The sequence below is a fragment of the Streptomyces sp. FXJ1.172 genome, from assembly GCF_001636945.3.
Lineage (GTDB): Bacteria > Actinomycetota > Actinomycetes > Streptomycetales > Streptomycetaceae > Streptomyces.
The window spans coordinates 4037121-4053661 of the sequence record NZ_CP119133.2; the positions used below are offsets into that span (position 1 = coordinate 4037121).

General features: G+C 73.0%; 15 protein-coding genes. 5 read left to right on the forward strand and 10 right to left on the reverse strand.

Annotated features, from left to right (window positions below; translation table 11 throughout):
• Positions 1-12: 12 nt before the first annotated feature.
• Positions 13-1197 carry a glutathionylspermidine synthase family protein gene (locus A6P39_RS17865; protein ID WP_067050727.1) on the reverse strand — a complete coding sequence of 395 codons (1185 nt, stop codon included), beginning with the start codon at positions 1195-1197 and terminating at the stop codon, positions 13-15.
• Between the two features lie 14 nt (positions 1198-1211).
• Entirely contained in the window at positions 1212-1550 is a 339-nt protein-coding gene (locus A6P39_RS17870; protein WP_067050730.1) for a hypothetical protein, read from the reverse strand.
• A 123-nt stretch (positions 1551-1673) separates the two neighbouring features.
• Here A6P39_RS17870 and A6P39_RS17875 point away from each other — a divergent pair, with 123 nt between their 5' ends.
• On the forward strand, positions 1674-2504 hold the full coding sequence (locus tag A6P39_RS17875) for a DMT family transporter (protein WP_067050732.1): 831 nt from the start codon (positions 1674-1676) through the stop codon (positions 2502-2504).
• A 113-nt stretch (positions 2505-2617) separates the two neighbouring features.
• Here A6P39_RS17875 and pdxR read toward each other — a convergent pair whose 3' ends face one another.
• Entirely contained in the window at positions 2618-4024 is a 1407-nt protein-coding gene (pdxR, locus tag A6P39_RS17880; RefSeq protein ID WP_067050735.1) for a MocR-like pyridoxine biosynthesis transcription factor PdxR, read from the reverse strand.
• Positions 4025-4071: 47 nt separating this feature from the next.
• Here pdxR and A6P39_RS17885 point away from each other — a divergent pair, with 47 nt between their 5' ends.
• Genes A6P39_RS17885 through A6P39_RS17895 form a run of 3 tightly spaced genes read left to right on the forward strand, consistent with a single transcriptional unit; the run spans position 4072 to position 5758 of the window.
• Positions 4072-4602 carry a carboxymuconolactone decarboxylase family protein gene (locus tag A6P39_RS17885; RefSeq protein WP_067050738.1) on the forward strand — a complete coding sequence of 177 codons (531 nt, stop codon included), beginning with the start codon at positions 4072-4074 and terminating at the stop codon, positions 4600-4602.
• Positions 4603-4640: 38 nt separating this feature from the next.
• Complete coding sequence (locus A6P39_RS17890; RefSeq protein WP_067050993.1) at positions 4641-5039, forward strand: carboxymuconolactone decarboxylase family protein; 399 nt, start codon at positions 4641-4643, stop codon at positions 5037-5039.
• On the forward strand, positions 5036-5758 hold the full coding sequence (locus A6P39_RS17895; protein ID WP_067050741.1) for an isocitrate lyase/PEP mutase family protein: 723 nt from the start codon (positions 5036-5038) through the stop codon (positions 5756-5758). Before A6P39_RS17890 ends, A6P39_RS17895 begins: the two co-directional genes overlap by 4 nt.
• Before the next feature lie 6 nt (positions 5759-5764).
• Here the strand turns inward: A6P39_RS17895 and A6P39_RS17900 are convergent, their stop codons facing one another.
• The 7 genes from A6P39_RS17900 to A6P39_RS17930 form a co-directional block, all read right to left on the reverse strand.
• Positions 5765-6727, reverse strand: coding sequence for an ABC transporter substrate-binding protein (locus A6P39_RS17900; protein ID WP_067050744.1), 963 nt, complete (start codon positions 6725-6727; stop codon positions 5765-5767).
• 1 nt (position 6728) lies between these two features.
• Positions 6729-8684, reverse strand: a complete 1956-nt coding sequence (locus A6P39_RS17905) for an ABC transporter permease (protein ID WP_199840894.1) — start codon at positions 8682-8684, stop codon at positions 6729-6731.
• Entirely contained in the window at positions 8684-9856 is a 1173-nt protein-coding gene (locus tag A6P39_RS17910) for a quaternary amine ABC transporter ATP-binding protein (RefSeq protein WP_067050747.1), read from the reverse strand. The genes A6P39_RS17905 and A6P39_RS17910 overlap by 1 nt, the downstream gene beginning before the upstream one ends.
• Entirely contained in the window at positions 9853-11418 is a 1566-nt protein-coding gene (locus A6P39_RS17915) for a GMC family oxidoreductase (protein ID WP_067050750.1), read from the reverse strand. The genes A6P39_RS17910 and A6P39_RS17915 overlap by 4 nt, the downstream gene beginning before the upstream one ends.
• Positions 11419-11463: 45 nt before the next feature.
• Positions 11464-12984: an aldehyde dehydrogenase family protein gene (locus tag A6P39_RS17920; RefSeq protein ID WP_067050754.1), complete on the reverse strand. Its 1521-nt coding sequence runs from the start codon at positions 12982-12984 to the stop codon at positions 11464-11466.
• A 362-nt stretch (positions 12985-13346) separates the two neighbouring features.
• Positions 13347-13820: a MarR family winged helix-turn-helix transcriptional regulator gene (locus A6P39_RS17925; protein ID WP_067050757.1), complete on the reverse strand. Its 474-nt coding sequence runs from the start codon at positions 13818-13820 to the stop codon at positions 13347-13349.
• A 238-nt stretch (positions 13821-14058) separates the two neighbouring features.
• Positions 14059-14973, reverse strand: a complete 915-nt coding sequence (locus A6P39_RS17930; RefSeq protein WP_067050760.1) for a LysR family transcriptional regulator — start codon at positions 14971-14973, stop codon at positions 14059-14061.
• Between the two features lie 102 nt (positions 14974-15075).
• On the opposite strand from A6P39_RS17930, the gene A6P39_RS17935 reads away from it, so the two are divergent.
• Entirely contained in the window at positions 15076-16521 is a 1446-nt protein-coding gene (locus A6P39_RS17935) for an MFS transporter (RefSeq protein ID WP_067050764.1), read from the forward strand.
• Positions 16522-16541 lie beyond the last annotated feature (20 nt).

Consider the following 16541-nt stretch of genomic DNA (forward strand, 5'->3'; position numbering starts at 1 on the left):
CCCAACAGGGCACTAGAGGATCACGTGCGGCAGGAAGCGGGCGTACTCGTCCGTGATCAGGCCCGAGGACTCGCGGATGCCCAGGCCCGCCGGTTCGCCCTGGACGACCCAGGCGCCGAGGACGACGTGGTTGCCGTCGAAGGCGGGCAGCGGGGCGAGCTGCTGGTTGCAGCAGGGTTCCTCGCGCGGGGCGGGGGGCTCGCCCGGCCGGTGCACGGTGACGCCCGCGCCCTCGCGGCCGAGGAGGGGCTTGGCGACGTAGCCCGCGGCCGTGGCCAGCTCGCGCGGGCCGTCGAGGTAGGCGGGGAGCAGGTTCGGGTGGCCGGGGTACAGCTCCCAGAGGATCGCCAGCAGGGCCTTGTTGCTCAGCAGCATCTTCCAGGCGGGTTCGATCCACAGGGTGCTGCCGGTGCCGCCGCCGTTGTCGAGGGTGTCGAGGACGTGCCCGGCGAAGGCGTCGGCGGTGAGCCATTCCCACGGGTAGAGCTTGAAGATGCCGCGGATGAACCGGAGCCGGTTGTCGACGAAGCGGCCGGAGAGGCTGTCCCAGCCGATCTCCTCCATGGCCAGCCAGTCGGTGTCGAGGCCGGCCTGTTCGGCGGTCTCCTTCAGGTAGGCGACCGTCATCAGGTCCTCGCCGAGTTCGTCGGCCGAGGAGTGGGCGAAGTGGAGCGGGCCGCCGGGCGGCAGGAGCCGGGCCTGCGTCCGCCAGGCGTCGACCAGGCGCTCGTGCAGGGAGTTCCACTGGTCGGCGCCGGGGAAGCGGTCCTCCATCCAGAACCACTGCGGGGAGGCGGCCTCCACCAGCGAGGTCGGGGTGTCGGCGTTGTACTCCAGGAGCTTCGCCGGCCCGGTGCCGTCGTAGCGCAGGTCGAACCGGCCGTAGACACTGGGGAGTTCGGCGCGGCGGTGCCAGGCCTCGGTGACCGCCGCGGCGACGCGCGGGTCGGTGATGCCGAGGTCGGCGAGGCGGTCCTTGGCCACGATGTGCCCGGCGGCCTCGAGGCACATGCCGTGCAGTTCCGCGACGGTCTCCTCCAGCGCCTCGACCTCGTCCAGGCCGAAGACGTAGCAGGCGCTCTCGTCCCAGTACGGGCGCAGGGTGCCGTCGGGGTGGCGGGTGAGGGGATACACGAGTCCCTGTGCCTCGACGGTCTGCTGCCAGCCGGGGCGGGGGGTGATCGTACGGCGTCGCACGCGGCGGTTTCCGGTCAGCTGCCGGAGCTGTGGTGGCCGCCGCCGAAGCCGCCGCGGTGGACACCGCCGTGGCTGCCGCCCCCGGAATGCCTGTGGGGCTTGGTGAAGGAGCCGCCGCTGACGTAGCCGGCCTTCCTGGTGCCGCCGTAGTACCAGTCGCCGTCGACGGACGCCTTGGCGGACGTGCAGTTCTTGTCGGAGACGACCTTGTAGCCCTTGGTGAGCCGGTAGCTGTCCCGGTCGACGCAGCGCTTGTCCGGATCGGACGAGCAGGCGGTGAGGGCGGCGGCCAGCAGGCCCATGCCGCCGAGGACGACCGTGCCCGAGCGCAGCCGGCGACGCGTGTCAGCCATCGTGGTGTCTCCCCCGTGTTGTCGTGGCCGGATACCGGCGGCCAGCCTAGAGAACGGTAAGACCGCAGACCACGGTGGGTGGCTTGATCGGCCTTCTCCTAGAGTCCCTTCGTGCTCTTTGGAATGGTGTGCGCCCTTGGCGCGGCGGTCTGCTTCGGCACCGCGACGGTGTTGCAGGCGGTGGCCGCACGGACGGCCGGTACGGGCAAGGGAGGCGAGGCGGCGCTGCTGCTGCGCGCGCTCAGACAGTGGCGGTACATCGCCGGGCTGGCCCTGGACGGGCTCGGCTTCGTGTTCCAGATCGTGGCGCTGCGCTCCCTTCCGATCTACGCCGTCAGCGCCGCCCTGGCGTCGAGCCTGGCGGTGACCGCGGTGGTCGCGGCGCGCCTGCTGCGGGTGCGGCTGAACGGCTCCGAGTGGGGCGCGGTGGCCGTGGTGTGCGCCGGGCTCGCGATGCTGGCGCTGGCGTCCGGGCCCGAGGGGAAGCAGGACGGGTCGGACACCCTGCGGTACGTGATGCTCGCGGTGGCGGTGGGCATGCTGCTGCTCGCGCTCGCGGGCGGGCGGCTGTCCGGGAAGGGGCGCTCGCTGGTCCTCGGGCTCGGAGCCGGATTCGGGTTCGGGGTGGTGGAGGTGTCGGTGCGCCTGATCGACTCGCTCCGGCCGGCCTCCCTGCTCACCAACCCGGCGACGTACGCGCTGGTGATCGGCTCCGGCGCCGCCTTCATGCTGCTGACCTCCGCCCTGCACCGCGGTGCGGTGACCGCGGCGACGGCCGGCATGGTGATCGGCGAGACGATCGGCCCGGCGACGGTGGGCGTGGTCTGGCTGGGCGACCGCACGCGCGAGGGGCTGACCTGGCTGGCGGTCCTGGGCTTCCTGGTGGCGGTGGCGGGAGCGATGGCGCTCGGCCGCTTCGGCGAGGCGCCGGCCGCGCAGGAACCGGACGCCTGACGGACGTACTTGGGCTTTCGCCCGGTACGGCGAGTGGGGGCACCTCCCGGCCGAAGGCTGGGGGAACGCACCGGACGCCGCTCCTTGACGGGCGAACGTTGCCTGCCGGGGCACTAGGGCAGCACCCGGCACAGGGCCTCCAGGGCCCCCGCCCACGCGCTGTCCGGTGGGGTCGCGTAGCCCACCACCAGGGCGTCCAGGGGTTCGGCCGCGGCCTGCGGGTGGCGGTGGAAGGAGAGGCCGTGCAGGGCCAGGCCCTGCCAGGCGGCGGCCTGGACGACCGACTGTTCCAGGCCGTCGGGCAGGCGCAGTACCGCGTGCAGGCCGGCGGCGATCCCGGTGACCGTGACCTCGGGGGCGCGGGCGGCGACCGCCTCGGCCAGGGCGTCACGGCGGCGGCGGTAGCGCAGGCGGCAGGCGCGGACGTGGCGGTCGTACGCGCCGGAGGTGAGGAACTCGGCAAGAGTGAGCTGTTCGATGATCCCGACCGTGTCGGTGGTGCCCTTGACCGAGGCCGCCTCCTGGGCCAGGGCCGGCGGCAGCACCATCCAGCCCAGGCGCAGTCCGGGGGCCAGGGACTTGCTGGCGGTGCCGAAGTAGATCACGCGGTCGGGGTCGAGCCCTTGGAGGGCGCCGACGGGCTGGCGGTCGTAGCGGAACTCCCCGTCGTAGTCGTCCTCCAGGACCAGTCCGCCGGCGCGCCGCGCCCAGTCCACGACGGCGGCCCGCCGGTCGGGGTGCAGGGGCGTGCCCATCGGGAACTGGTGCGCGGGGGTCAGCAGCACCGCACCGGCCTCGCCCAACACCCGTGTGTCAGTGCCCAGTTCGTCGTACGGCAGGGCCGGCGTGGCGAGTCCGGCCTGCTGGAGCACGTCCCGGTACGCGTCGAGGCCGTACGACTCGACCGCCACCGTGCGCACCCCGCGCGCCCCGAGCAGCCCGCCGGTGATGCGCAGGGCGTGCGCGAAGCCGGAGGTGATCAGCACGGTCTCCGGGTCGGCGCGGACGCCGCGCACGCGCGCGAGATAGCCGGCGAGGGCGGTGCGCAGTTCCACGCGGCCGCGCGGGTCGCCGTAGCCGAGGGCGTCGTGCGGGGCGGCGGCGAGGGCGCGGCGGGCGGCTCTGAGCCACTCGGCGCGCGGGAAGGCGGACAGGTCGGGGCTGCCGGGCAGGAGGCTGTACGCCGGGCGGGCGGGGTGCTCGCGCCGGGGTGCCGCTCCCCTGTCCCGGGACGCGCCCGGCGACGGGACGGCGTCGCGCTGCGCCACGCGGGTGCCCGAGCCCTGCCGGGCGGTGAGCCAGCCCTCGGCGACGAGGTCGGCGTAGGCCTCGGCGACGGTGTTGCGGGCGATGCCGAGGTCGGCGGCGAGGCTGCGTGAGGAGGGCAGCCGGGTGCCGGGGGCGAGCCGGCCGGTGCGGACCGCGTCCCGCAGGGCGTCGGTCAGGCCCCGGCGCAGGCCGCCCGAGCCGGTCGGTTCGAGGTGCAGGTCGACGCCGAGAGTGGCCCAGGATTCCGCCATGGAACTGGACCATACCCGTGGGCTGCCCCGCTCGTAGGGTCGAGGTCATGAGCACTGACACACGCACGGACACCGGCACCGGGAAAGCCGCTGAGAGCGGCGAGTACGCCCCCGAGCACACGCCCCGGCTGCGCTGGGCCCAGGCCGCGCCCGAGGTCTACAAGGCGATGGTCCGCCTCGACGCGGCGGCCAAGCAGGGCCTGGACCCCGCGCTGGTGGAGCTGGTCCGGCTGCGGGCCTCCACCCTCAACCGGTGTGCGCTGTGCCTGGACATGCACACGAAGGACGCGCTGGCGGCCGGGGAGAGCGTGCAGCGGATCGTGCAGCTCGGCGCGTGGCGGGAGTCGAAGCACTTCTACACGCCCAAGGAGCTGGCGGCGATCGAGCTGACCGAGGCGGTCACCGTGCTCACCGACGGTTTCGTGCCGGACGAGGTGTACGAGAGGGCCGCGCAGCACTTCGAGGAGGCCGAACTGTCCCAGCTGATCGCCACCATCGCGGTGATCAACGCGTGGAACCGGTTCGGTGTGAGCACCCGCGCGGTGCCGGGCCACTACCGGCCGGGGCAGCACAAGTGAGCCGCACTCAGACACTGGACCGGGAGGTCGGCCGGTCGATGTCCGCGCTCAGCGCGGCCGCGAAGAGGGGGCTCGGCGATCCCGCCCTCGCCGAACTGGTCATGATCCGCGCCTCGCAGATCAACCACTGCGCGTTCTGCCTCGACATGCACCTGACGGCGGCCCGGAAGAACGGGGAGTCTGAGGACCGCATCCAGCTCCTGGGCGCCTGGGAGGAGACCGGGGACCTCTACAGCGCGCGGGAACGGGCCGCGCTGGCGCTGACCGAGGCCGTGACCCTGCTCACCGACGGCGTGTCCGACGAGGTGTACGAGCGGGCCGCGCAACACTTCACCGAGGCCGAACTCGCCCATCTGATCGGCCTGATCACCGTCATCAACGGCTGGAACCGTCTGATGGTCAGCCGTCGCGTACCGCCAGGGGGTTACCTGCCATGAGCAAGGCCGAGGTGTTCCGCGCGCTGCATCTGGGGCGTACCCAGGACGATCCGCTGGTCCTGCCCGGTCCGTGGGACGCGGCCAGCGCCCGGGTGTTCGCCGAGGCCGGGTTCCCGGCGCTGGCCACGCCGAGCGCGGGGGTGGCCGCGTCGCTCGGGTACGAGGACGGGTCGACCCCGGCCGACGAGATGTTCGCGGCGGTCGCCCGGATCTCCAGGGCGGTGGACGTGCCGGTGTCGGCGGACATCGAGAGCGGGTACGGGCTCGCGCCCAAGGAGCTGGTGGAGCGGCTGCTGGAGGCCGGTGCCGTCGGCTGCAACCTGGAGGACTCGGCCCAGGGCGTCATGAAGGACCCGCACGAGCAGGCGGAGTTCCTCGCCGAGTTCCGCTCGGCCGCGGGCGGCCGGCTGTTCCTCAACGCCCGTGTCGACACCTTCGTGCGCGGCGACGGGGATCCCGAACGGGCCATCGAGCGGGCCGCGTTGTACGTGGCGGCCGGTGCGGACTGCATCTACCCGATCCTCGCCCCGGCGGACGCGCTGCCGCTGCTGCGGGCCGGGATCCAGGGCCCGGTCAACATCAACGCCCGGCTGGACGGCGGTGGCCCCTCGCTCACCGAACTCGGCGAACTCGGGGCCACCCGCATCACGTTCGGGCCGGGGCTCCAGCGCTGGGCGTCTCTGGCGCTGAAGGGCATGGCCGACAGCCTGAAGAAGTAGGGGTGTTCAGGACAGCCACTTCCGCCACACGCCGGGGTGGCTGTCCACCCACTTCTTCGCCGCGTCCTCGGGGGACAGCTTCTGGTCGGCGATCATCAGGGAGACCTCGTTCTGGTCCTCGGTCGTCCACGTGAACTTCTTGAGGAAGGCGGCCGCCCTGCCGCCGGACTTCGCGAAGTCCGCGTTGAGGTACTTCTGCAGCGGGGTGTGCGGGTAGGCGCAGGCGATCTTCGCCGCGTCCGCGTCGCAGCCCTCCTTGTACGGCGGCAGCTTCACCTCCGTCATGGGGACCTTCTTGAACAGCCACTGGGGTGAGTACCAGTAGGTCAGGAAGGGCTTCTTCTCCTTGGCGAACTGCCTCATCTGGGTGATCTGCGCCGCCTCGGAACCGGCGAAGACCACCTGGTAGTCCAGCTTCAGGTTGTTCACCAGGGCCTTGTCGTTGGTGACGTAGGACGGGGAGCCGTCCATCAGCTGGCCCTTGCCGCCGCTCTCCGCGGTGCGGAAGAGGGAGGCGTACTTGTTCAGGTTCTTCCAGTCCGTGATGTCCGGGTGCTGCTTGGCCAGGTAGGTGGGGACGAACCAGCCGATGTGGCCGGTCACCCCGAGGTCGCCGGCGCGGGCGATGGTCTTCTTGTCCTCGACGTACCGCTTCTCCTGGTCCGGGTGGCCCCAGTCCTCCAGGATCGCGTCCACGCGGCCCTGGCTGAGCGCGTCCCACGCGGGCACCTCGTCGACCTGGACGGTGTCGACGCGGTAGCCGAGCTTGTGCTCCAGGAGGTACTGAGCGACGGCCACGTTGGACTGCGCGCCCACCCAGGACTGCACGGACAGGGTCACGGACTTGGCGCCCTGGGCGTTCGCGAACGGCGAGGCCTGCTTGGTCATGTCGGCGGCACCGCAGCCGGTGAGCAGCGCCAGCGAGCCCACCACGGCGGTCGCGGTCAAGGCAGTCGTACGGCGTCGCATGTCAGGCTCCCTTCTTCGCGCGTCGCCCGGTCGGCTGCGTCACCCGGTCCAGCATCAGGCCCAGGCAGACGATGGCGGCACCGGCGACGAGGCCGGTGGCGAGGTCGCCCTGGGCGAGGCCGAAGGCGACGTTGTAGCCGAGGGCGCCGCCGCCGACCAGGCCGCCGATGATGACGACCGCGAGGACCAGGACCACGCCCTGGTTGACGGCGAGCAGCAGCGAGCGCCTGGCGAGCGGGAGCTGGACCTGCCACAGCTGCTGGCGGCCGGTCGCGCCGAGCGAGCGCGCCGACTCCAGCGCGGCCGGGTCGACCTGGCGCAGGCCCTGCGCGGTGATCCGGACGACGGCCGGGAGGGCGTAGACGACGGCCGCGGCGACGGCGGGCGCGCGGCCGACGCCGAACAGCGCGACGACCGGGATCAGGTACACGAACTGCGGCATCGTCTGGAAGACGTCCAGCACGGGACGCAGGGCGCGCTCCACGCGGTCGCTGCGGGCGGCGGCGATACCGGTGGCGAAGCCCAGCACCAGGGTGACGGCGACGGCGGCCAGCACCTGGGAGAGGGTGTCGAGGGCCGGGTCCCAGACGCCGAGCACGCCGATCGCGGCCATCGCGAGGACGGCGGTCAGGGCGGTCGCCCAGGTGCCGATCAGCCAGGCGAGCGCGGCGACGACGAGCAGCACGGACCACCAGGGCAGCCACTGCAGACCGCTGCGGACCGGGTCCAGGATCCAGGTGGTGAAGTGGCCCGCCCAGTCGGCCGTACCGCCGACGACCGGGACGCCGGAGTAGAGGTGGGCGGTCATCCAGTCGACGGCGCGGTTGACCGGTGCGGCGATGTCAAGGGTCCAGCCGGCCGGCCAGTTCAGGCCGTGCAGGAGGCGCCCGGCGAGGGCGACGGCCACGGTGACGGCGAGGACGTACGCCCAGCCGATCGTCCGGGGGTGCGCCGTGGGCGCCGTGGACGCCGTACGGTCGTCGCCCGCGGCCGCGGTCACGCGGTCAAGGACGATCGCGAGCAGCACGATCGGGATGCCGGCCGCGAGGGCCTGGCCGACGTCGACGGAGGCGAGCGCCTGGTAGACGCGGTCGCCGAGGCCGCCGGCGCCGATGACCGAGGCGATGACGGCCATGGACAGCGCCATCATGATCGTCTGGTTGAGGCCCAGCAGGAGTTCGCCCCGGGCCAGCGGGATACGGGCGCTCAGCAGCCGCTGGCGGCGGGTGGCGCCGAGCGACTCCACGGCCTCCAGGACTTCGGGGTCGGCGCCGCGCAGGCCGAGCGCGGTGAGGCGGGCCATCGGCGGGGCGGCGTAGACGACGGTGGCGAGGACCGCCGCGGGGACGCCGATGCCGAAGACCAGGACGACGGGGAGGAGGTAGGCGAAGGCCGGGAGCACCTGCATGGTGTCCAGGACCGGGCGCAGGGCGCGGTCCAGGCGGTCGGACAGCCCGGCGGCGAGGCCGAGCAGCGCGCCGACGATCACGGACGCGAGGACGGCCGCGACCATGAGCGCGAGGGTCTGCATGGTCGGCACCCACATGCCGAGGGCTCCGCAGGCCAGGAAGGCGACGGCCGTGCCGGCGGCGAGCCGGACCCCGGCCACGCGCCAGGCGACCAGGGCGCCGAAGACCGTGACGCCGGTCCAGCCCGCGGCGAGCAGGGTGAGGTAGACGGCGCGGACGGAGAGGACGACCGCGTTGCTGATGTAGCCGAAGAAGTACAGGAACAGGGGGTGGCTGTCCCGGTTGTCGATCACCCAGTTGCTGGCCGACGTCAGGGGGCTGGAGAGGCTGACGGTCAGTTCGTGGGGCCAGCTTCCGTTGCCCCAGCGGCTGAGGAAGGGCAGGAGGACCGCGGTGAGGAGCGCGAGCAGGAGGAGTTTGCCCACGGCCCGGCTCTTCAGGACGCGGGGTGCGGCGGTGCGGGAGGCCGAGACGGAGAGCGTTGCCATCAGACGGCCTCCGGGGTGGTGCGAGGGCCGGGCGGGGTCGCCTGCCGGCGCTTGCCGGGTGCCGCCTGCTGCGCGGCGGGCGCCGCACCGCCGGCCACGCGTACGTCGATGCCGGCCACGACGTCCAGCAGCAACTCGTGGTCCACGGTCCCGACGCACTTGCCGTGGTCCATCACGCACGCCGGTGTGCCGGTCTCGGCCACCGTCCTGATCGCGTCCGCGACCACCGCGTCCGGAGCCAGCGCGCCGGGGTGCTCGCGGCCGCCGCAGTCGCCCGGCCTCATGGCCGTACGGACCGTCATGACCTGCTCGCGCGGGACGTCCCGGACGAACTCGCGGACGTAGTCGTCGGCCGGGGAGCCGACGATCTCCTCCGGGGTGCCCAGCTGGACGACCTCGCCGTCGCGCATCAGGGCGATGCGGTCGCCGAGTTTCAGGGCCTCGGCGAGGTCGTGGGTGATGAAGACCATCGTGCGGCCCTCCTCGCGGTGCAGCCGGACCACCTCGTCCTGCATGTCACGGCGGATGAGCGGGTCGAGGGCGCTGAACGGTTCGTCGAAGAGGAGGACCTCGGGGTCGGCCGCCAGCGCCCGGGCCAGGCCCACGCGCTGGCGCTGACCGCCGGAGAGCTGGCTGGGGCGGCGCTTCTCCATGCCCTCCAGGCCGACCTTGCGCACGACCTCGGCGGCACGCTCGCGCCGTTCGGCCTTGCCGACGCCCTGGATCTCCAGGCCGTAGGCGACGTTGTCGAGGACCGTGCGGTGCGGGAGCAGGCCGAAGTGCTGGAAGACCATGGCGGCGCGGTGCCGGCGCAGTTCGCGCAGGCGGGACTTGTCCATCGCGCGGACGTCCTCGCCGTCGATGGCGATGGTCCCGGCCGTCGGCTCGATGAGCCGGGTCAGGCAGCGCACCAGGGTGGACTTGCCGGAGCCGGACAGACCCATGACGACGAAGACCTCGCCCTTGCGGACGTCGAAGGAGACGTCCCGGACGGCGGCCGTGCAGCCGGTGCGGGCGCGCAGGCCGGCGGGGTCCAGCGCGGTGAGTTCCGGGTCGGCGGGCACGCGCTCGGGCTTCGGGCCGAAGACCTTCCACAGGCCGGAGACGGAGAAGACCGGGGCGTCGCTGCCGGTGGCGGTGGGCGGCTTGCGGGTGGGGACGGTGGCGGTCATCGGACCTCACCACCCATCAGGTCGACGGCCCTCTCCCCGACCATGAGCACCCCGATCATCGGGTTCACGGCGGTCATCGTCGGGAATACGGAGGCGTCGGCGATCCGGATGCCCTCCAGGCCGCGGATCCTCAACTCCGGGTCCACCACGGCGAGTTCGTCATCGACGGCGCCCATCTTGCAAGTGCCGGCCGGGTGGTAGACGGTGTGCGCGACCTTGCGGGCGTACTCGCTCAGCTCCTCGTCCGCGGTGATCTCCGGGCCGGGGCACACCTCGCGCTTGAGCCAGCCGGCCAGCGGCTCGGCCTTGGCGATCTCGCGGGCGATGCGGATGCCGTCGACCAGGGTCCGGCCGTCGTAGTCGTCCTCGTCGGTGAAGTAGCGGAAGTCCAGGGCGGGCTTCACCTCCGGGTCGGCACTGGTCAGGTACAGGCGGCCGCGGGACTTCGGCTTGGGGATGTTCGGGGTCATCGAGACGCCGTACTGCGGGCGTTCGTAGCCGAGGCGCTCCGGATTGTCCGTGAACGGGATCTGGTAGAAGTGGAACATCAGGTCCGGGCCCGCATGTTCGGGGTCGCGGCGCACGAACAGGCCCGCGTCGGAGTCCATCGCGGAGTTCTCCGGGATCGGCCCGTGGGTCTCCCAGACGATGACCGACTCGGGGTGGTCGAGCAGGTTCTCGCCGACACCCGGCAGATCGTGGACGACCGGGATGCCCAGCTCTTCCAGGTCCGCCCGGGGGCCGATGCCCGAGTGCAGCAGCAGGCGCGGGGAGTCGACGGCGCCCGCGCACAGCACGACCTCCTTGCGGGCGCGTATCAGCAGTTCCTCGCCGTCCTTGGTGCGCACGTGCACGCCCTCGGCGCGGGTGCCGTCCAGCTCCAGCTTGTACGCCCAGGTCTCCAGGAGGACACGCAGGTTCGGCCGTTCGTCCATGACCGGGTGCAGGTACGCCACGGAGGCGGAGGACCGCTTGTTGTTCTCGGGGTGGTAGGCGAGGTCGAAGAAGCCGACGCCCTCGGTGAACGGCTTCTTGTTGAAGCCCTCGACGCGCGGGACGCCGAGCGCCGACCGGGCGGCGTCGACGAAGTCGCGGGCGATGGCGTTGCGGTCCTTCTCGTCGACGGAGACGATGTTGTTCTTCAGGCGGGCGAAGTAGGCCTCCATCGGCACGGCGCCCCAGCCCTTGGCGCCGGCCTGCTCCCACTCGTCCCAGTCGGACGGCAGCGGCTTGAAGGAGATGAGCGTGTTGTGGGAGGAGCAGCCGCCGAGGACGCGGGCGCGGCTGTGCCGGATGTGGGAGTTGCCGCGCGGCTGCTCCACCGTCGGGTAGTCGTAGTCGAGGTCGCCGCCGAGCAGGCCCATCCAGCGGCGCAGGGTGAGGACGTCGTCGCGGCCGACGTCGCTGGGGCCGCCCTCGATGACGGCGACCGTGACGTCCGGGTCCTCGGTGAGGCGGGAGGCGATGACGGAGCCCGCGGTGCCGCCGCCGATGACGACGTAGTCGTAGAGGTGGTCAGCGGCGGGGGACGGCGAAGGGGAAGGGGGCGAGGAAGGGGACATGGGGGGTACTACTCCAGAGGGGTCTCGGAAGTCAGGGCGCGGGGCTCAGCCGGCGAACCAGCGCACGGCCTTGGGCGCGAGGTTCTGGTAGACGTGCTTGGTCTCGCGGTACTCGGCGAGTCCGGCGGGCCCCAGCTCGCGGCCGGTGCCGCTCTTGCCGAAGCCGCCCCACTCCGCCTGCGGCAGGTAGGGGTGGAAGTCGTTGATCCAGACGGTGCCGTGGCGCAGGCGTCCGGCGACCCGGCGGGCCCTGCCCGCATCGGCGGTCCACACGGCGCCGGCGAGGCCGTACTCGGTGTCGTTGGCGAGGCGGACGGCCTCCTCCTCGGTGCGGAAGGTCTCGACGGTGAGGACGGGCCCGAAGACCTCCTCCCGTACGACCCTCATCTCGCGGTGGCAGGCGTCGAGGACGGTCGGCTCGTAGAAGTACCCGGTCTCCGGGCGGACTTCGCCCGGCTCGGGCCGCTTGCCGCCGCAGCGCAGCACGGCGCCCTCGGCGAGCGCGGAGGCGACGTAGCCCTCCACCTTCTCGCGCTGCTGCGCGGAGACGAGCGGACCGCACTCGACGCCGTCGGCGGTGCCGCGCCCGAGCCGGATCTTCTGGGCCCGGCGGGCGAGTTCAGTGACGAAGCGGTCCCGGACCGACTCCTCGATGATCAGCCGGGCACCGGCCGAGCAGACCTGGCCGCTGTGGATGAAGGCCGCGTTGAGCGCCTGGTCCACGGCGGTGTCGAAGCCGTCCTCGGTGGCGCAGGCGTCGGCGAAGACGACGTTGGGGTTCTTGCCGCCGAGTTCGAGCGCGACCTTCTTGACGGTGGGCGCCGCGGCCTGGGCGACCTTGGTGCCGCTGACCAGGCCGCCGGTGAAGGAGACCAGGTCGACGTCGGGGTGCTCGGCGAGCCGGGCGCCGACGGTGTGGCCGGGTCCGGTGACGATGTTCGCGACACCGGCGGGCAGACCGGCCTCCGCCAGCAGCTCGATCAGCGCGATGGTGGTCATCGGGGTGATCTCGCTGGGCTTGACGACGAAGGTGTTGCCGGCGGCGAGCGCCGGGGCGATCTTCCAGCTGGCCTGGAGCAGCGGGTAGTTCCAGGGGGTGATCAGCGCGCAGACGCCGACCGGCTCGTGCACGACCACGCTGTGGATGTCGGGCGAGCCCGCGTCGACCACCCGGCCGGGGGCCTCGGCGGCGACCAGGTCGGCGAAGTAGCGGAAGGCGTCGGCGACACAGTCGATGTCGATCCGGCCCTCCTCGACGGTCTTGCCCGCGTCCCTGCTCTCCAGCAGGCCGAGCGCTTCGCGGTCGCGTACGAGGAGGTCGGCGACGCGGCGCAGCAGCGCGGCCCGCTCGGCGACCGGGGTGGAGGGCCAGGGCCCCTGGTCGAAGGCCTGCCGGGCCGCGGCCACCGCCCGCTCCGCATCCTTCTCGTCACCCTCGGCGACCACGGCGAACGGCCGGCCGTCCGCAGGGTCCAGGATCTCGCGCGTCGCACCGGAGACCGCTTCCAGCCACGCACCTGCCGCGTGGATGGTCGCCTGGGCCGGCCGTTCCGTTCTGTCCGCCATGATCGGTGTTGCCTTCCGTTCCTGATCCGTGCCCCTGTGTCACACACGTGTCACTCTCGGGGACCGCGTCCGCCTGCCCAGGGCCTGCGGAGGGCATGCGTAATCCATGTCCGAAAGTGCGCCTCGTCACTGAAAACGCGGGCGAAAAGGGACAAATGGGGGGGCTGCCATCGCCCGGGGTCCGGCTCGCCCGGCGGACGGCGGTGATCAGGAACTCAGGATGGCCAGGAACGGCGGGGTAGCCAGGAACGCAGAGTGGCCAGAAACGCAGGGTGGTCAGGAACGCAGGGTGGTCAGGAACGCAGGGCGGCCAGGGACAGCAGGGCGGTCAGGACGGCACGGTGATCAGGACGGCACCGTGGTCAGGGGTACAGGTCGGTCCGGCCGCCCAGGTTGCGGATCATCCGGCGCAGGACGTCCAGCGTGGTGGCGTACTCCTCCTCCGGGATGCCGTCGTGGATCTCGGCGCGCACCCGCTCGAGGACTTCGACGGCGCGCCGGGTCGCCGCCCGGCCGGCATCGGTGGCGTGCAGCCTCCCGGCCTCGTCGGTGGTCAGCCACGCCCGGGCGGTCAGCGTGTCGATGGCACGGCCGATCTCCTCCGGGCCCGCGTCGAGGTGCGGGGCGAGGAGGTGCTGGAGTTCGGCCCGGGTGCGGGGAGCGGATTCGGCGCCGATGTCCTTCAGGACCCACCACTGCGGCTGGGTGAGATCGATTCCGGCCAGGGCGCCGCGCAGATGACGCACGACGGCCTGGTGGGCGGCCCAGGTCCAGTATCCGACGGGCTGGACGGCCGGCCGGGCGGTCGGCGGGGAGGAGGCGGGGACGGTCGTCATGAGGCCACGGTAGGAGCGGAGACGGCCCGGCGCCCGGCACGCGCCGCGAACGAGTGAGACCACCTCGATGCCGCATCCCGGCGGGAGCGGGCGGCCGGGGCTCTCGCGGCGGCTGCCCGACGGGCTCTCGGCGGGCTCTCGACGGGCTGGAGCGCGGGGCGCCCGCGCAGCCCGGACGCCGTACGCCCGGATACCCGCGCCGTGCGCACCGAGGCACGGGCGGCGTACGAGAAGGCGGCTAGGCGGCCGGCTCCGCGGTCATCAGCTCGCGTACGCAGCGGCGCAGCCAGGCGTGGGCGGGGTCGGCGTCGTGGCGCGGGTGCCAGGCGAGACCCACCTTCACCACCGGCAGCCTGAGGGGGATCTCGAAGGTGAGCAGGCCGAGGGCGTGGGCCAGCGCGCGGCCGTAGGAGGTGATCAGGCCGATCAGATCGGTCTCGCGCAGGACGAAGAGCGAGGCGGGGTAGGTGCCCACGCTGCCCACCACCCGGCGTTCCAGGCCGAGTTCGGCGAGGGCGGCGTCGATCGGGCCGTGCTGCCTGCCGCGCCGCGAGACGATCAGGTGTCCCGCCTCGCCGGCGAACCGCTCGGGCGTCAACTCCCCGGTGAGCAGCGGGTGTCCGGCGCGTACGGCGCCGAGCATGCGCTCCTCGTACACCGTCTCCACCCGCACCTCGGGCGCGGTCGAGTCGATCACCCCGACCTCCAGATCGGCGGTGCCCTGCCGCAGGAACGGGGCGTCGACGTGGCTCTCGGACAGAAAGCGCAGGCGGATCCCGGGAGCCTCGCGAGCGGCACGGGCGAAGAGGGTCGCGCCGTGCGTGGCGGCGATCGCGTCGTGACCGAGGATCGTGAACGTCCGGGACACCGTGCGCAGATCGGTGTCCCGGCCCGGCGCGAACAGGGCCCGGGCCCGCTCCACCACCGCGCTCACCTCGGCGCGTACGGCGAGTGCGTGCGGGGTGGGCACCATCCGGCGTCCGGCGCGCACCAGGACCGGGTCGCCGAGCGCCCTGCGGATCCGGCCGAGGGTGCGGCTCATGGCGGGCTCGGACAGATGCAGCCGGCGCGCGGCGCCCTGCACGCTCTGCTCCTCCAGCAGCACGTCCAGCGCGACCAGCAGGTTCAGGTCCAGCCCGGTGGATTGCGTCATGTGCAGGTATCCCTTGCAAAGGTTGCACTGGAGTGCAGGTCACCGGCGAGCCTACGGTGAGAGCGCATCCCGCACCAGTCGTCCGAGCTCCCGGGAGGAGCCGTGCCCGCGCACGCCCTGAAACGCCCCACCCTGCTTGCGCTGTGCGCCTGCGTCCTCGTCGCGCAGAGCATGGTCGCCGCCGTCAACCTCCTGATACCAGAACTGAGTTCGTCCTCCCTGCACCCCTCGCACACCGAGATCCTGTGGACGGTCGACGCCTACGTCATCGTCTTCGCGGGCCTGCTGATCCCGGCCGGCGCGCTCGGCGACCGGTACGGCCGCAAGGGCGCCCTGCTCGCGGGGCTCGGCCTGTTCGCGGCGGGCGCCGCCACCAGTGCGCTCGCCACCGGCCCGGCCCTGCTGATAGCCGGCCGGGGCCTGTCCGGCGCCGGGGCCGCGCTGATCACGCCGTCCACCCTGTCGATCCTGATGCAGCTGTCCGCGCCCGAGCACCGGGCCCGCTCGATGGGCGCCTGGACCCTGGCGATCGGCGTGGGCGGCGCGGCGGGCAACCTGGGCGGCGGGCTGGCCGGCCAGTTCCTCGGCTGGCGTGCCCTGTTCACGGCGATGGTCCCGCTGACGGCCGTACTGGCCGCGGCCGTCTGCGTCACCACCCCGCGCACCGAGCGCTCCGCCCGCGGCAACCCCGACCCGCTCGGCACCGTGCTGCTCACCGCGGGCCTGGTCGCCGTCCTGTTCGGCATCATCGAGGGCCCGGGTTACGGCTGGACCTCCGCGCGCATCCTCGGTGCCTTCACTGCGGGCACGCTGCTGATCGCCGGCTTCACCCGGCACGCCCTGCGCTCGCCCGCCCCGCTGTTCGACCCTCGGGTCTTCGGCTCGGCCCGGCTGCGGGCGGCCTCCCTCGGCACGGCCACCGGCTTCTTCGGCCTGTTCGCCCTGTTCTTCGTCAACTCGCAGTACCTGCAGGGCGTCAAGGGCTACGGCGCCGCCGTCACCGGGGTGGCGATCATGCCGCTGGTGATCGGCATGGCGGGCGCCCAGAAGCTGGCCACCCGCTGGGCCGGCCGCCCCCGCGCGGTCATCGGCGCCGGTCTCGCCCTGATCGGACTCGGCCTGCTCGGCGCGTCCACGGCCGACGCGGGAACGCCGTACGCCCAGTTCGTCTGCTGGCTGCTGGTCATCTCGGCCGGCGCCGGGCTGTGCATGCCCGCCCTGACCCTCGGCGTGGTCACCTCGCTCCCCGCGCAGCAGGCGGGCCTCGGCTCCGGGCTCGGCACCACCGCCCGCGAGACCGGCGCGGCCCTCGGCGTCGCGGTCACCGGCACCATCCTGTCCACCCACGCCGACCTCCTGCACGGCATGGGCCCGGCGTTGAGGACGGCGGCGGTGGTGGTGCTGGGGGCGACGGTGCTGGTGATCGCCGGGTACGGGAGGCGCCGCGAAGGGGCGCGGGGCCGTTTCGGCATGCGGCTGCGCCGCGCGGCGCGAACGACCACGACGGACCGGCACCCGGCAACGGCGCCGCAGGCCCACGGCGGGTAGCCGCGACGCGCCCCCGCACG

What these genes read in the sequence shown, in the direction of transcription:
- A6P39_RS17870 (WP_067050730.1), bottom strand. Translation starts at nt 1,550, where the DNA reads ATGGCTGACACGCGTCGCCGGCTGCGCTCGGGCACGGTCGTCCTCGGC.
- A6P39_RS17875 (WP_067050732.1), top strand. Translation starts at nt 1,674, where the DNA reads ATGGTGTGCGCCCTTGGCGCGGCGGTCTGCTTCGGCACCGCGACGGTG.
- pdxR (WP_067050735.1), bottom strand. Translation starts at nt 4,024, where the DNA reads ATGGCGGAATCCTGGGCCACTCTCGGCGTCGACCTGCACCTCGAACCG.
- A6P39_RS17885 (WP_067050738.1), top strand. Translation starts at nt 4,072, where the DNA reads ATGAGCACTGACACACGCACGGACACCGGCACCGGGAAAGCCGCTGAG.
- A6P39_RS17890 (WP_067050993.1), top strand. Translation starts at nt 4,641, where the DNA reads ATGTCCGCGCTCAGCGCGGCCGCGAAGAGGGGGCTCGGCGATCCCGCC.
- A6P39_RS17895 (WP_067050741.1), top strand. Translation starts at nt 5,036, where the DNA reads ATGAGCAAGGCCGAGGTGTTCCGCGCGCTGCATCTGGGGCGTACCCAG.
- A6P39_RS17900 (WP_067050744.1), bottom strand. Translation starts at nt 6,727, where the DNA reads ATGCGACGCCGTACGACTGCCTTGACCGCGACCGCCGTGGTGGGCTCG.
- A6P39_RS17905 (WP_199840894.1), bottom strand. Translation starts at nt 8,684, where the DNA reads ATGGCAACGCTCTCCGTCTCGGCCTCCCGCACCGCCGCACCCCGCGTC.
- A6P39_RS17910 (WP_067050747.1), bottom strand. Translation starts at nt 9,856, where the DNA reads ATGACCGCCACCGTCCCCACCCGCAAGCCGCCCACCGCCACCGGCAGC.
- A6P39_RS17915 (WP_067050750.1), bottom strand. Translation starts at nt 11,418, where the DNA reads ATGTCCCCTTCCTCGCCCCCTTCCCCTTCGCCGTCCCCCGCCGCTGAC.
- A6P39_RS17920 (WP_067050754.1), bottom strand. Translation starts at nt 12,984, where the DNA reads ATGGCGGACAGAACGGAACGGCCGGCCCAGGCGACCATCCACGCGGCA.
- A6P39_RS17925 (WP_067050757.1), bottom strand. Translation starts at nt 13,820, where the DNA reads ATGACGACCGTCCCCGCCTCCTCCCCGCCGACCGCCCGGCCGGCCGTC.
- A6P39_RS17930 (WP_067050760.1), bottom strand. Translation starts at nt 14,973, where the DNA reads ATGACGCAATCCACCGGGCTGGACCTGAACCTGCTGGTCGCGCTGGAC.